Genomic DNA, 14,832 nt, shown 5'->3' on the forward strand with positions numbered 1-14,832 from the left:
GAACACCGCAGATACACTATTAACCCTGATTTTTAATGACCGCTTCAGCAATGCTGGCGGGAGCTTCGGCATACTCGCTGAATTCCATCGAGTATGTAGCACGCCCCTGAGTTGCTGAACGCAGATCTGTGGCGTAGCCGAACATTTCACCCAGTGGCACCTGAGCGTTAATAACCTTACCGGAAGGTGTGTCTTCCATACCCTGAACAATACCGCGACGACGGTTCAGGTCACCCATAACGTCACCCATGTAGTCTTCAGGTGTTACCACCTCAACCTTCATCATGGGCTCCATCAGAACAGGGTTAGCCTGTGGCGCGTATTTCTTCAGACATTGAGAAGCAGCGATTTTAAACGCCATTTCGTTGGAGTCAACATCATGGTAAGAACCATCATACAGACGAGCTTTCAGACCCAGCAGAGGGTAGCCGGCGATTACACCATTCTGCATCTGCTCTTCCAGACCCTTCTGAACAGCCGGGATGTACTCTTTGGGAATAACACCACCAACAATCTCGTTGACGAACTGAAGACCTTCTTCACCTTCTTCGGCCGGAGAGAATTCGATCACAACGTGACCGTACTGACCGCGACCACCAGACTGCTTGGCAAACTTGTGGTTAGCGTCAACGGTAGCTTTCAGCTTCTCACGGTAAGCAACCTGAGGCTTACCAATGTTCGCTTCAACTTTGAACTCGCGACGCATACGGTCAACGATGATGTCCAGATGCAGCTCACCCATACCGGAGATAATGGTCTGACCACTCTCTTCGTCGGTGTGAACACGGAAAGAAGGATCTTCCTGAGCCAGTTTACCCAAAGCGATACCCATCTTCTCCTGGTCAGCCTTGGTCTTAGGCTCAACCGCAACAGAGATTACAGGCTCTGGGAATTCCATGCGCTCCAGGGTAATAACGCTGTCCATGGCGCACAGTGTGTCACCTGTAGTCACGTCCTTCATACCGATCAGAGCAACGATATCACCCGCCAGACACTCTTTGAGCTCTTCGCGGTTGTTAGAGTGCATCTGAACCATACGACCTACACGCTCACGCTTGCCCTTAACAGGGTTGTAAACGGTGTCGCCGGAATTCAGGGTACCGGAGTAGCTACGAACGAAGGTCAGGGTACCCACGAATGGGTCGGTAGCAATTTTGAACGCCAGCGCAGAAAACGGAGCATTGTCGTCAGCTTCACGGGTTTCAACCGTGTCTTTACCGTCGTCCAGGATACCTTCGATGGCCTTAACTTCTTTCGGAGAAGGCATGTATTCGATGACAGCATCCAGAACGGCCTGTACACCCTTGTTCTTGAATGCGGAGCCGCCGAACACCGGAATAATTTCGTTAGCCAGGGTGCGAGCACGGATACCGGCCTTGATTTCTTCCTCGGAGAGTTCACCTTCTTCCAGGTACTTCTCCATCAGCTCTTCAGTGGCCTCAGCAGCCGCTTCAACCATGTACTCGTGCATTTCTGCACAGACATCGGCCATCTCGGCAGGAATGTCTTCATAGTTGAAGGTCATACCCTGGTCTGCTTCGTTCCAGATGATCGCTTTCATCTTAACCAGATCGACAACACCCTTGAACTCATCTTCAGAGCCAATGGTCATCTGCATGGGAACAGCATTTGCGTTCAGACGATCGCGCAGCTGATCCACTACCATCTGGTAGTTAGCACCGGTACGGTCCATCTTGTTAACGAAGACCATACGAGGTACTTCGTACTTGTCAGCCTGACGCCATACGGTTTCAGTCTGAGGCTGAACACCGGAGGAACCACACAGAACAACAACAGCGCCATCCAGTACACGCAGGGAACGCTCAACTTCGATGGTGAAGTCAACGTGTCCGGGAGTATCGATAATGTTGACACGATGCTCATCAAACTGAGCATCCATACCACGCCAGAAGCATGTAGTAGCAGCAGAAGTGATGGTAATACCACGCTCCTGCTCCTGCTCCATCCAGTCCATGGTAGCTGCACCGTCGTGCACCTCACCAATTTTGTGGCTCAGACCAGTGTAGAACAGCACACGTTCAGTGGTCGTTGTCTTACCCGCGTCAACATGGGCACAAATACCAATATTGCGATAGCGGTCAATAGGGGTTTTACGGGCCACGACTCAATCCTCTGATACTTAGAAACGGTAGTGAGAGAACGCTTTGTTGGCTTCAGCCATGCGATGCACGTCTTCACGCTTCTTGACAGCGGCACCCTTGTTCTCGGCAGCATCCATCAGCTCGCCAGCCAGGCGAAGATCCATGGACTTTTCACCACGCTTACGCGCAGCGTCTACCAGCCAGCGCATAGCCAGAGCTGTACGACGGCTTGGACGAACTTCTACAGGTACCTGGTAGGTAGCACCACCGACACGGCGGGACTTAACTTCTACTACAGGAGCGATGGACTCGAGCGCTTTTTCAAACTGCTCCAGAGGGTCCTTGCTGGTACGTTCCTGAACTTTGTCCAGTGCGCCATAAACGATCTTCTCGGCAACAGATTTCTTACCGGAAACCATCACATGGTTAATGAATTTTGCCAGGGTTTTGTTATGAAACTTTGGATCTGGCAGTACTTCGCGCTTGGCGACTACGCGTCTTCTTGGCATTGATAAGCCCTCTTTTCGGCCTTCAGGTAGCTCAGGAAAACTCCTGACCTTACTCTTATCAACCTACTGTTAAATTCTTGCTCTGATGAGCGTTCTCAAGTCTAGTCTCTGGACACTAGTTTCAAGCTACTGGTTCAAGACTTAGGCTTTTTGGTACCGTACTTGGAACGGCCCTGCTTACGGTCGTTAACACCCTGGGTATCCAGGCTACCGCGAACAGTGTGGTAACGAACACCTGGCAAGTCTTTTACACGACCGCCACGGATCAGAACAACACTGTGCTCCTGCAGGTTGTGACCTTCACCACCGATGTAGGAAGTCACTTCGAAGCCGTTGGTCAGACGCACACGACAAACTTTACGCAGCGCAGAGTTTGGCTTCTTGGGGGTAGTAGTGTAAACACGGGTGCATACACCGCGACGCTGTGGGCAGGCCTGCAGCGCAGGAACGTCGGTCTTTTTGACCTTACGCTTACGAGGCTTGCGAACCAGCTGGTTAATTGTTGCCATTGGCGAACTCCAGTCGTTTCTAAGTAAGTAAGAATCACCTGCGTCAGAGGAGTGCGCAGAAGATTCTTTGCTTCAACGGCAAAAGCCGGCGTAAAAACCGGCATCTACCAGCCCCTTCGAATACAGCTAGGGGCAATATAAAGCGGCGAAATTTTACGGAATGCTGGGAGTGGCGTCAAGTCTGTGGATAACACAAATCGTATAAAATGAAAGCTCGCGGGGGTAAAATCTCGTTTATTGCGACTCACTCCGTATGAACGAGTTGTGATAAAGTCCCGCCCATACCCTAGATCACCCTCAGGATTACCATGAAACGCGAACTGGCGATTGAATTCTCACGTGTGACCGAAGCGGCAGCCCTGGCTGGTTATAAGTGGCTTGGCAGAGGCGATAAGAATGCGGCTGACGGTGCAGCGGTTGAGGCCATGAGAGCCATGCTCAACAAAGTTCAGATGGATGGCGAGATTGTCATTGGTGAAGGCGAAATCGACGAAGCCCCCATGCTCTACATCGGTGAAAAAGTCGGCAAGGGTCAGGGCGAGAGTATTGATATTGCCGTTGACCCTATTGAAGGTACCCGCATGACCGCAATGGGTCAGAACAATGCTGTGGCCGTTCTGGCTGCTGGCGAGAAAGGTTCCTTCCTGAAAGCGCCCGACATGTATATGGAAAAACTGGTTGCTGGTCCTGGTGCGAAAAATGCCATCGACCTGAACCTTAGCCTTAAAGAAAACATCCATAATGTCGCCAAAGCGCTGCACAAGCCCATAGAAAATCTGACCGTTATCACACTGGCCAAGCCTCGTCACGACAGTGCCATTGAGATGATGCAAAAAATGGGCGTAAAGGTTTTTGCCCTTCCTGACGGTGATGTAGCCGCCTCTATTCTGACCTGTATGCCGGACAGCGAAGTTGACATGATGTACTGCATCGGCGGTGCACCCGAGGGCGTAATATCGGCAGCTGTGATTCGTGCACTGGGTGGCGATATGCAGGGTCGTCTGATGACCCGCGATCAAGCCAAAGGTGATACGCCTGAAAACAGGGCTGCCGGTGATGTTGAACGCAGCCGCTGTAAAGAAATGGGTATTGAGCCCGGCATTCTCTTGCGTCTGGATGATATGGCCAGTTCTGATAACGTGGTGTTCTCGGCCACCGGTATTACCAAGGGCGACCTGCTGGAAGGTGTTTCCCGCCAGGGTAACATCGCAGAAACCGAAACACTGGTGATTCGTGGCAAATCCCGTACGATCCGTCGTATCAAGTCTATCCACTATCTGGATCGTAAAGATGACGACATCAAGGGTGTCATCCTTTAACCTTGTTTTCCTCGGAGCCATTGTCTATTGAAAACAGAAATGGCTCCTCCCTTCTTTTGTTCATGGCTCTTGTCAATTAAATCTGGCACCAGTGACTGAGGGATGAGCCAGGAGAATATGCTTCAAAATTGCTCAGCAAATCATTTTAATGATTTCTTACGAGATAATTGGCAGCAACCTTGACAACAGACACGGCAGCTAAACAGAAAGCTGCGGGCTTTCCCATAAAGACAGAAGTAGCAACACCAGTAACAATACCAGTAGCAAGTTCGACAGTCCTTCCATGCTCCCATTCATGAGTACCCACGAAACCGCCGATAGTACAACTAATAAACATAGAAGCGCCAATCCCACCAGCATTGTTCTCATCTGCAACTACTGCAGCAACAGCTGTGGTAGCCCCGCCAGCAATCCCAACAAGAAGCGAGGGAGTTGGGTGAACAAGCATGTCAACAGTCTTGCAAATAAATTTAATAGTTCCTTCCAAAATAGCTACCATGCGTTCCTGCAATGGAATTTCCCCTATCTCTTTTAAATCAATATCAGTTAATTCTTTTCGACAGAAGTGGCAGTTTTTTTTGTCATTCCTTGCCAACCATTTCTGCATGCATGATCTACCAAAAGCATGCCCGCATTTTAGTTCGATGCTTTCGCAATTTACTGTGTCATAACATATTGCGCACTTAATATCATCAACTCTGCAATCACCATCCATAGCAAAACCCCCTATTATACTTTTGGCTTATTACATTATTAGATACTTATATTTGGTTTTAGTTCCTTATAAATACTTGGATTTTTAACTCGTTCTGTCATCAAGGTGTTTTTTCTCTCCCGAAAGGCGATAGATAATCCCCTTTAGGGCAATGAGGCAGGACATCAACAGGATCTTGCTCTACTGGCTGACGACACCCCGGCCACCGGAATTACCAAGGGCGACCTGCTGAAAGGTGTTTCCCGCCAAGGTAATATCGCAGAAACCGAAACACTGGTTATTCTTGGCAAATCCCGTACGATACGACGTATCCAGTCTATCCACTATCTGGATCGTAAAGACGACGACATCAAGGGTGTCATCCTTTAACCTTGTTTTCCTCCGAGCCATTGTCTATTGAAAACAGAAATGGCTCCTTCCTTCTTTTGTTCATGGCTCTTGTCAATTAAATCTCGGCAGCAGTGACTGAGGGGTCAGCCAGGAGAATATGCTCTCAAAATAGCTCAGCAAATCATTTTAATGATTTCTTACGTGATAATTGGCAACAACCCCGACAACAGACACGGCAGCTAAACAGAAAGCTCCAGGGCTTCCCATAACGGCATAAGTAGCAACACCACTAGCAATACCGGTAGCTAAACCCGTAGCAAAATCGACAGTCATTCCTTCGTACTGAGCATAGGTAGCCAAGTAACCTTCGGTAGCAAAACCAGCAATCATAGCCGCGCCTCTCCCAACATAGCCCTCATCTGCAACTGCTGCAACTGCAAATGCGGTAGCCCCGCCAGCAATCCCAATAAAAAGCGAGGGAGCCGGGTGAACAAACATGTCAACAGTCTCGCGAATAAATTTAATAGTTCGTTCTAAAATAGTTACCATGCGTTTCTGCAATGGAATTTTTTCTACCTCTATATCATCACCAGATAATTGTTCTCGACAGAGATGGCAGTTTATTTGGTTACTTCTTTCCAGCCCTAACTGCGTGCATGACCTACCAGAAGCATGTCCACAATTTAGAGTGCTTGGAGTATTGCTTTCACAATGGTTTGTATCTTGACTTATTGTTCTTATATCACCGTTAAGACTATTCATATCAAAGACCTCCTATTACATTTTTTGTTGGTTACAACATTAGATATTTAAATTTGGATTTAGTTCCGTATGAATACTTGGATTTTTAACTCGTTCTGTCATCAAGGTGTTTCTCCTCTCCCGGAAGGCGATAAATAATCCCCTTTGGGGCGATAAAGCATTGCACTGAGCAGTCGTGACAGGTAGCGTTGAATCATTGACTCAATGGATTGAGCACATGTCAACGACACTGCCGCGCCTCCTTATGATTTTTTTATCGCTTCTGCTTATCAATCTGGCCTGGGCATCGGAACCCGAGCTCTGGTATCAGAAGGTCTGGTGCGAAGGTAGAGGTGGAGAAGTTGAAGCCAGACTCGACGACGGTAGACGTGTCGATTGCATAACTGACCGTTACGCCATCGAAATGGATTTTGCCAACAAATGGCCTGAAGCCATCGGCCAGTCTCTTGCCTATGGAATGCTGACCAAAAAACAGGCGGGGATTGTGTTGATTCTGAGAAAACCATCCGACCATGAATACTGGGAACGCTTACAGCAGGTTTTGGAGCACTATAAACTACCAGTCACTACTTGGAAGCTTGGCCCCTGAAACCCTATTTTTTTCTTTAATGAAAAAAATTTAATGATTCACTCATCTTCCGGTTACCTGCTTTCGATTATTCTACGCCCACCTTTTAAACAAATGCCTATATCGATAGAAAACCGGAGACTCAAACCATGAATCCAACACTGTCTGCTTTCCTTGCTGCTTCAACGATTGCACTGACCACTGGCAACGCATTTGCTGAATACACCGGCCCCAGCAGCACACCCAGGATCAATGATGTTGCCACCATCATCGAAAGTCCGGTTGATGACTCCCAGGTAGAACTGACCGGTTACCTGACCAACAAAATCGACGATGAAACCTACACCTTTTCAGATGGCAAAGACAGCATTCAGGTAGAGATTGAATCCAGAGACATGCCTCAGGTGCAGATCAACGAAAAGACCAAAGTTAAGATTCTGGGTGAAGTAGAAAGCGGTGCTTTTGAAACAACCGAGATAGAAGTCGAAAAAATCACTGTCATCTGAACAGAGCTTCACTCTAGAAAAGGGTTGCCGGAATTCCTTTGGCAACCCTCAACCCTGTGAAGAGAAAACAATAATAATAGACAAAAAGGAACGTCTAATTAATCCACCTGATACACCAGTGTAGAACCAGAGACTTCATGACCGATAATCAATAAAGGCTTTCCAGTTGGACTGTCAGAGGCTTCCACAAACTTCATGCCTTCCGGAGAAACATCCCCCGCTTTTTCTGGCTCTCTCTCAGTATCGACAGAAAAATCACGGTTGTAGACATAGCTGACAAACTCTGCTTTTGCAGGATGAGTCACATCGTACATCAGGACACCGCCGGTTCGTTCCAGACCAATAAACGCGTACTGACGTCCATCAATCTCGCCCACAGCCAATGCCTCTGGCTCAGGACCTTTGTCGTCACTGCGGTTATCACCTTTGGTTTCTTCGTCATTATTGTTGAAGTGTTTACCCAGCACAGCTGCCGTCACTTCTTCAAAGTCACTGCCTGAGTCATAGACCAACTCACCTGTTTCGTTCCAGATAGAAAATGAGCGTGCTCCGTAGGAGTAAAGTTCTTCAAAATTGCCATCGTTATCCGAATCACCCAGTGTGTTGGTAATTTTCAGGCGAGCCAGCTTTTTCTGGTCCTTGGCTGCTTCAGCGTTAGGATGCTCACGGTCGACCTGAACTTTTTTGGCACGAACTTCTTCTGTGAATCCCAGACAACCGTCTTCGTCATCGTATTTCAACCCACCAGAATCCAGACACTGATCTTCAGAAGCAGTTTTGTACCAATAATCTCTGGCATCACCTTCGTTGGCTGTTACGACATAGGTTTTACCTTCTACGGAATAGGTAGCAATGGTATCTGGCTGATACATACCATAGACACCACTCCATTTCTGGAGGTTCACCCCCCCGTCTTTATTGCTGGCATCCATCGCAAACTGACCATAATCCTTGTAACCAAGGGGAACGATAGAATCAATGCGGGCATTGGCAATATCAACCAGTGCCAGAGCATTGTTTTCCTGCAGAGAGACGTACGCGGTTCTGGAATCATCAGAAACGGCTATGTACTCCGGCTCAAGATCCTGAGCCACAGAGGCATTACGACCAAAAACCCTGACATCCTCTGGCAGCTCGATGTTTCTGGAGTGCCCCTTGTTGAAAGCAGTGAAAGTAGCATGACGTGGTTCTTCCAGTTTGCCTTCCGAGGCAAGCTTGACGACACTCACCGAACCTTCCGGGTCAATTTTGTAATCCGATGAGGGTTCACCTTCGTTCGCTGTCAGCAGGTATTTTCCGTCGGGCGTAAAGGCCACCATATCAGGCAGTGCACCTACAACCTTATAGTCACTGAATACAGCGCCACCTTCGGAATCGAGCTTATAAAGAATAACAACGCCCTTCTTTTGTTTATCACTATTTTCAACAGCCACAGCCAGCAGATCACCATGAACAGAAACGCTATTGGCAGTGCCCAGCTTCATGCCGTCAATACTGGATTCAAGATTGATCTTGCCAACTTTTAACAGATTGGAGTCCATCGTCGGATTAGCCAGTGGCTGACCCTTGAGGGATTTACCGCTGAGAATATCAACGGTTTTATCAAGAGCGTTAACAACATAGATAGACTGACTGGCCTTATGCCAGGCCACAATCTCTGCGGCCCCTTTATGGTAACTGCCAGAAGCATATCGACCGATAGGTTCCATAGTAGGATGGGAAATTTCAGCGTTTTCCTGAACCATTGAACAGCCAGCCAGAATGAAGGGAGCAGCCAGAATGATAGCTTTGCGAGCGAGTTTCAGTTCCATTGAGGTTCCTGATTTTATTCAATTTGATCAGGGCTTTTTATAACGCTTGCAAATGACTGTTTAATGACATTTTTGGCGCAAAGACAGTTGAATTCAATCAACGTAGGCTTTGTTTCGTTCCAGCTTTGGAGAGGCGCTCGCAAAACTGCAATAATTCAAACCTGCCAGCTTAGAAAGCCTCTCTCGTGAGAATATACGCTAGTAGCGTATATTTAATAAATTAAAAGCCTCTTTGTCGAATCCACCATTTTTGCCAGACACCGGGCCGATTACCTGAGCGATGAAGCCTTCCGACTGTTTCAAACCGAGCTGATGGCTAACCCTGGCAAGGGGACATCATCCAAGGCACGGGGGGGATTGCGAAAGGTACGCTTTGCTGGCAAGGGTAAAGGCAGGTGTGGCGGCTTGCGGGTCATTTATTATTATCTGGATGAACATCAACGCTTTTATCTGCTAACCCTGTTCAGCAAAAATGAAATGACAGACCTGACTGCCAGCCAGGGGGGCAACAGTTAAGACTATTTATGGAGGCATGGCACAATGAGCAGTCGTGATTTATTCTCGGAACTCAGCTCAGCCCTTGCTGAAGCCAGGGAGCACTCAGAAGGCAAGTTGACGCTGAGAAGCCATCAGGTAGACGATAAAGGCGAGTTGAGCATCTCACCAGATGAGATTGTCAGTATTCGCGAAACGTTTAATATGTCCAGAGGCGTGTTTGCACGCTTGCTGCATACCTCTGCCCGCACCCTGGAGAACTGGGAGCAAGGGCGCAGTGTACCCAATGGTCAGGCCGTTACCCTGCTAAGGCTGGTACAGCGCCATCCTGAAACTCTTTCGTATATTGCGAGTCTTTGAACAACACTTTCAAGGAATTATGTTGCAATGGTGAGGGCCGGAACAATATCCCTAAAAAACAAACCCGGAGCAAACTCCGGGTTGTTCGCGCTCAGATAATAATCAGACTTCAAGCCTGCTCAGCAGTATTCCTTTCAACAGACTTTGGGGAAGCTTTAGTCAAACAAATAAAGCCTGCAATACCTGCTATCAGGGAGGCAATCAGAACCCCTGCTTTCGCCAGTACCAGGTCATTGGGGCTGCCAGCAAATGCCAATTCTGATATGAAGATCGACATGGTGAAACCAATTCCGCCCAAAAAGGCAACGCCGACAATATGCAGGAAGTTGCATTCATGAGGCAAATCACCCCATCCCATTTTCCAGCCTAACCAGGTGGCACCAGCAATACCAATTAACTTACCAAGCACCAGACCCAGAGTAACTCCGAGTGTGACGTTATTGAAAATCTCGGTATCTCCGGAGAATACATTAAAGGGAATACCGGCGTTAGCCAGGGCAAAAATAGGAATGACGATATAGGTAACAGGCAGGTGCAGACCCGTTTCGATTTTCTGCAGTGGAGCTTCTGCCAGACGCGCACCATTACCCAGAGCCCGAACGTAAGCCAGCACTTTTTCATTTCGCAGAACATCTTCACCTGGGCGGTAACTGCGATCAAATCGCCGAATCAGATTTTTTACCTGATAGCTGAATGCAACAGGGTCGTATTTGGGTTTAGCTGGTATGGCAAAGGCAGTAATAACTCCAGCCAGTGTCGCATGAATACCTGCTTCGTAGAGCTGCAGCCAAAGGCCAGCACCTATCAGCAGATAAGGCAGTGGACTACGGATACCGGAAGCGTTGAGAACCCATAACAATGCAGTAAATCCTGCAGCCCATATCAAAGCAAGCTGATTGATTTCGTTGGTATAGAAAACGGCAATGATCATGATAGCGCCCAGGTCATCCACGATGGCCAAGGCCACCAGGAAGGTAATCAGGCTTTTAGGAACACGACCACCCAGCAGCGCACAAGTACCGACAGCAAAGGCAATATCTGTTGCCATCGGAATGCCCCAGCCGTCTGCAGCAACGCCGCTCGGGTTGATGCCGGCATAAATCAGTGCGGGCACCACCATACCACCAATCGCCGCCATGATAGGCAATACGGCATGCTTGAGGTCGGAGAGCTCACCGACAAGAAATTCACGCTTGAGTTCGAGACCAACATGAAAAAAGAAAAAAGCCATCAAGCCATCATTGACCCAATGGTGAACAGACATCTTCAGACCACCGTCGCCGAAAGAAACTCCGGCGTAGGTTTTCAGGATCTGTTCATAAAGGGGGTACAGATTACTGTTCGCGATCACCAGAGCGATGACAGCGCAGATCATCAGAAGAATACCGCTGGTCGTTTGACGATGAATAAATTCTTCAAAAGGCGTGAGGATACGGTCAAATGCCGTCTCCCAGCGAGCGTTATAAACCTTGCCTTTTCGACCTATAAATTTTGTGAAATTATTTCCCGCCACAGCAACTCCTCAAGAGCATCAAGCCTGATGCCGTAGACTACATCATGCGCTTGTTGATGTCTTGTGAATGTTCAGTGAGTCTTTTATTTGCCTGTAGTCAGTCGTCTATTGAGGTTTTATCTCTAAACCTCTCAAGTTTAAAAAAGAGAGCTTTTCATCGTCCTGAGTCTGTTGCTGTTTAACACAGACACAGCAAGCTGTTTGTATCAACTCGATCCTCAAAAGTGCATTTCTTTATATTATTATCTTTATTATCTTTCTCGATAATTGGTAGAAAAATATAACGCCTGCTTCAGCCGCTTTATACAATCGGGTGAGCACAGCGAACGAACCGGCAGGATTTACTATGTGACTGCTTGGAAGTGTATTAGTGCTAATGTTGATTAACTTTGATCGAGGCCGAATCAAAGTAAAATTTTCAAGAGAGAATCACAGTGAAAAGATCAATGATAATATTTTTATTTATCTCGTTTATTTCTACTACTGCTGAAATAAAAAAGATTTCTAACAATCAATTTGAATACAAAAACAATCAAGGTGAAATAAGAAAAATTCTAATAGATAAACCAATAGGAATGGTGAAACATATAGCTGTCATAAGGCAAGCTATATTCACAAGATTTCTGATACGAACAAGCGATGGGAACCACTATCTACATCATGAAGCCTTCGAAGTACCAGACTCTCCATTAGCTGCACATTATAAGCAGCTCAGTGACAATCAACAAACACCATTTGTTACTACAGAGGGATTATATAACCTCGCAAGTGCAGGAACATTTCTTAACTCACAACAGCCTGCAACAGAGCCCAGGCATGTAATGATCACAACAGCTCTTATCGATGTGCAAAGAAGCAGTTCTGGCAATCAGTTATACATTCGTCCAATGCATGAAAATGACGCATTTGTCAGAGTGATGGGAGGCGTTTATTCCATTGTCTTTCAGGCTGATTTCGAATGAAATTTGCGGTCTAAGCTCAGTTTGCCTTTAAGCGCCCCAGAATGTCCTTTATTTGTCCTTTACATGTCCTATAATTGTCCAAATAGAATTTAAAGGACACACTTAAGAGACAATGATGACGTTAAGTATTGACGAGCAACTTCATGAAATCATTAAAGTTATAGAACTGAGTTCAAGAGGACTGGCTCGGAGAGAGATCTCAGTTTTACTTTCTTTTTCTTTAAATAACAAGACATTACAGAGGCGACTGAACAGCCTTTGTGCAAATGGTGTTATCGCAAAAGAAGGAAACAAAAGAACAACAAAGTACTACCCGGCTCATCTTTCCGGAACCGATAGTAAGAGACAAAATAAGGACAAATCGAGCTTAATTTTCAGCCCCAATAGCCAGAATGCTCTTTATTTGCTGGAAACACCGCTCCATGCCCGGACGAGAGTGTCCTATAACAGGGAATTTATCGAAGCTTATGTCCCTAACGAAACAAGTTATGTCCCTTATGACATTCGCAGACAGCTGTTCCTGGAAGGTAAACGCTTTGATCAACAGTTAGCCGCTGGCACCTATGCCCGTCAGATATGTCAGAGACTTCTGATTGACCTGTCTTACAACTCAAGTCGACTTGAGGGAAATACTTACTCAAAACCTGACACTCAGAAGCTGATTGAAAATGGCATTATGGCCGATGGAAAAATTCATGAAGAAACCGTGATGATTATGAATCACAAAGAAGCCATTCTGTTTCTCATTGAAAATGCAGAATTGATCAAACTCGACTGTTTTACCCTGTTCAACCTGCACAACCTCCTCTCCCAGGACTTACTGGCAAATCCACAGAGTTGCGGTAACATCCGAACAGTTACCCTCGAAATAGGAAAATCAAGTTACACGCCTCTCGAAAACCCTCATATCCTGAGAGAAATACTGGAACTGATACTGGTCAAAGCCAATAAAATAGAAGACCCATTCGAACAGAGCTTCTTTCTTCTGGTGCACCTTTCATACTTGCAGGCATTTGAAGATGTCAATAAACGCACCTCTCGCCTGACTTGTAATATCCCATTTATCAAGCAGAATCTATGCCCTCTAAGCTTTACCGATGTCCCCCGCGATGACTATATTGCCGCATTGCTGGCAATTTATGAATTTAATGACATTAGCCCTATGCTGGATCTATTTGCCTGGGCTTATCTTCGCTCCTGCAATCAGTACGAAGTTGTCAAAAAGTCACTGGGAGAGATCGATGCCTTCCGAGTCCAACACCGACAATTGAGAAAACATGTCATGGGTCAGGTCATCCGTGATAATTTACACCGTGAAGATGCGGCTCAACGTATCGAACAATTCTGCCTGAACAATGGCATCGGAGATGTTGAAAGGTTTATGGCTATGACAATGACCGACCTTAACAATCTCCATGCTGGCGCTATCATTGGCCTTGGAATATCAGAAAGCCAATTTTATATCTGGCTGGCTGGGAAATAGGCAGAAGCACTCGTTAAACCAACCTGCCCGAGTACCGGTAGCCATCGTTCTGCAAGCGCGTAATAGCAGGTTTGATGGTTTCAAGAAGACCTGCTCTCTTCGCTTTGATTAGCAAAGCTAAACTGCCAGTAATGTTCAGACCCATTCGTTCAGCCGCAGCTCGACCCATTTTTTCGTCGATCAAAAACAAGGCATCGTTTTTTTTGGCAAGGGCGATTGCCTGAGCCTCTCCTTTGTCCAGACAGGTGCTTAAAAGGCTTATCAGCTGATCTTGGCCAGGTAGATCAGGTTTTATCTGTAAAGTATTGTTGGAAATCGCCATCAAAATTGCGTCAGATCCAGGGGCTCCCTGTTTTGCCAGACACTCGTTTCTTACCGTTTCATCCATATGTCATCAGCAACAACAGGCAATACATCCAAAATATCCAGTATATCCAGGGCTGTCAAAGGGCTGCTATCAACAACAATTAGTGTCCTAAATGTTGGGTTTTTAGTGTGTCCAGGCATAACTATGAACTCAGAGAGTCCAAGTCGCGGTCAAGTTCATCAGGATCATAAACAACAACATCAATGCCCATGGTTCCCAGCACATGTATGAATTCCGTGAGTGATTTGCTGGCAATACGTGCTGCTTTTGCCAGAGTAAACAATCGGTTCTGGAACAGGTGGATAGCCAGATTGAGATCAATCCCCTGTTCCAAGAGCTTCTTTGTGAAAGGAATGCCAACCATAAGCGGAGTATCGCGTTTAGTGATCATTGCGAGCTGACCTGACTCGGCAGTACGGGAAAAATCACCACTGCGCTCACGAAGATCCCTAATCCCAAACATTTCCATAAAAGACACCCTCTCTGCTTGCAGTTATTTTGTGTCTACAAAAGATTGCACA

At 46.8% G+C, this 14,832-nt stretch carries 18 protein-coding genes; 8 read left to right on the forward strand and 10 right to left on the reverse strand.

From position 1 onward, the window contains the following. Positions 1-19: 19 nt before the first annotated feature. The 3 genes from fusA to rpsL form a co-directional block, all read right to left on the reverse strand. Positions 20-2,122: an elongation factor G gene (gene fusA / locus P6910_RS23580; RefSeq protein ID WP_317143683.1), complete on the reverse strand. Its 2,103-nt coding sequence runs from the start codon at positions 2,120-2,122 to the stop codon at positions 20-22. Positions 2,123-2,140: 18 nt separating this feature from the next. Then, positions 2,141-2,611, reverse strand: coding sequence for a 30S ribosomal protein S7 (rpsG, locus tag P6910_RS23585; protein WP_252177337.1), 471 nt, complete (start codon positions 2,609-2,611; stop codon positions 2,141-2,143). A 134-nt stretch (positions 2,612-2,745) separates the two neighbouring features. Further along, positions 2,746-3,120 (reverse strand): 30S ribosomal protein S12, encoded by a 375-nt coding sequence (gene rpsL / locus P6910_RS23590; protein ID WP_034841716.1) that lies wholly within the window; start codon positions 3,118-3,120, stop codon positions 2,746-2,748. 308 nt (positions 3,121-3,428) lie between these two features. On the opposite strand from rpsL, the gene glpX reads away from it, so the two are divergent. Beyond that, positions 3,429-4,439 carry a class II fructose-bisphosphatase gene (gene glpX / locus P6910_RS23595; protein WP_317143684.1) on the forward strand — a complete coding sequence of 337 codons (1,011 nt, stop codon included), beginning with the start codon at positions 3,429-3,431 and terminating at the stop codon, positions 4,437-4,439. 145 nt (positions 4,440-4,584) lie between these two features. On the opposite strand, the gene P6910_RS23600 is transcribed toward glpX, so the two are convergent. Continuing rightward, positions 4,585-5,154 (reverse strand): RING finger domain-containing protein, encoded by a 570-nt coding sequence (locus tag P6910_RS23600; protein ID WP_317143685.1) that lies wholly within the window; start codon positions 5,152-5,154, stop codon positions 4,585-4,587. A 255-nt stretch (positions 5,155-5,409) separates the two neighbouring features. Here P6910_RS23600 and P6910_RS23605 point away from each other — a divergent pair, with 255 nt between their 5' ends. Next, a complete protein-coding gene (locus P6910_RS23605) occupies positions 5,410-5,523 on the forward strand; it encodes a hypothetical protein (protein ID WP_317146586.1) in 114 nt (37 codons plus the stop codon). 147 nt (positions 5,524-5,670) lie between these two features. Here the strand turns inward: P6910_RS23605 and P6910_RS23610 are convergent, their stop codons facing one another. Continuing rightward, on the reverse strand, positions 5,671-6,246 hold the full coding sequence (locus P6910_RS23610; protein WP_317143686.1) for a hypothetical protein: 576 nt from the start codon (positions 6,244-6,246) through the stop codon (positions 5,671-5,673). A gap of 101 nt (positions 6,247-6,347) precedes the next feature. After that, complete coding sequence (locus P6910_RS23615) at positions 6,348-6,476, reverse strand: hypothetical protein (protein ID WP_317143687.1); 129 nt, start codon at positions 6,474-6,476, stop codon at positions 6,348-6,350. On the opposite strand from P6910_RS23615, the gene P6910_RS23620 reads away from it, so the two are divergent. Beyond that, positions 6,464-6,835 (forward strand): hypothetical protein, encoded by a 372-nt coding sequence (locus tag P6910_RS23620; protein WP_317143688.1) that lies wholly within the window; start codon positions 6,464-6,466, stop codon positions 6,833-6,835. The genes P6910_RS23615 and P6910_RS23620 overlap by 13 nt on opposite strands. Before the next feature lie 128 nt (positions 6,836-6,963). Next, complete coding sequence (locus P6910_RS23625; protein ID WP_317143689.1) at positions 6,964-7,320, forward strand: NirD/YgiW/YdeI family stress tolerance protein; 357 nt, start codon at positions 6,964-6,966, stop codon at positions 7,318-7,320. A gap of 98 nt (positions 7,321-7,418) precedes the next feature. Here the strand turns inward: P6910_RS23625 and P6910_RS23630 are convergent, their stop codons facing one another. Continuing rightward, positions 7,419-9,131, reverse strand: a complete 1,713-nt coding sequence (locus tag P6910_RS23630) for a choice-of-anchor I family protein (RefSeq protein ID WP_317143690.1) — start codon at positions 9,129-9,131, stop codon at positions 7,419-7,421. Between the two features lie 312 nt (positions 9,132-9,443). On the opposite strand from P6910_RS23630, the gene P6910_RS23635 reads away from it, so the two are divergent. Together P6910_RS23635 and P6910_RS23640 are read left to right on the forward strand one after the other, a co-directional pair. Further along, positions 9,444-9,647, forward strand: a complete 204-nt coding sequence (locus tag P6910_RS23635; protein WP_317143691.1) for a hypothetical protein — start codon at positions 9,444-9,446, stop codon at positions 9,645-9,647. A gap of 24 nt (positions 9,648-9,671) precedes the next feature. Continuing rightward, positions 9,672-9,986: a helix-turn-helix domain-containing protein gene (locus tag P6910_RS23640; RefSeq protein WP_317143692.1), complete on the forward strand. Its 315-nt coding sequence runs from the start codon at positions 9,672-9,674 to the stop codon at positions 9,984-9,986. Positions 9,987-10,095: 109 nt separating this feature from the next. Here P6910_RS23640 and nhaA read toward each other — a convergent pair whose 3' ends face one another. Continuing rightward, complete coding sequence (nhaA, locus tag P6910_RS23645; RefSeq protein ID WP_317146587.1) at positions 10,096-11,361, reverse strand: Na+/H+ antiporter NhaA; 1,266 nt, start codon at positions 11,359-11,361, stop codon at positions 10,096-10,098. A gap of 572 nt (positions 11,362-11,933) precedes the next feature. Here nhaA and P6910_RS23650 point away from each other — a divergent pair. Both P6910_RS23650 and P6910_RS23655 read left to right on the forward strand, forming a co-directional pair. After that, positions 11,934-12,461 carry a hypothetical protein gene (locus tag P6910_RS23650; RefSeq protein ID WP_317143693.1) on the forward strand — a complete coding sequence of 176 codons (528 nt, stop codon included), beginning with the start codon at positions 11,934-11,936 and terminating at the stop codon, positions 12,459-12,461. A 112-nt stretch (positions 12,462-12,573) separates the two neighbouring features. Next, complete coding sequence (locus P6910_RS23655; RefSeq protein ID WP_317143694.1) at positions 12,574-13,944, forward strand: Fic family protein; 1,371 nt, start codon at positions 12,574-12,576, stop codon at positions 13,942-13,944. A gap of 13 nt (positions 13,945-13,957) precedes the next feature. On the opposite strand, the gene P6910_RS23660 is transcribed toward P6910_RS23655, so the two are convergent. After that, positions 13,958-14,332, reverse strand: a complete 375-nt coding sequence (locus P6910_RS23660; protein ID WP_317143695.1) for a DUF3368 domain-containing protein — start codon at positions 14,330-14,332, stop codon at positions 13,958-13,960. Positions 14,333-14,453: 121 nt separating this feature from the next. After that, a complete protein-coding gene (locus P6910_RS23665) occupies positions 14,454-14,780 on the reverse strand; it encodes a UPF0175 family protein (protein WP_317143696.1) in 327 nt (108 codons plus the stop codon). Positions 14,781-14,832 lie beyond the last annotated feature (52 nt).

This window comes from Endozoicomonas sp. 8E, assembly GCF_032883915.1.
Classification (GTDB): domain Bacteria; phylum Pseudomonadota; class Gammaproteobacteria; order Pseudomonadales; family Endozoicomonadaceae; genus Endozoicomonas_A.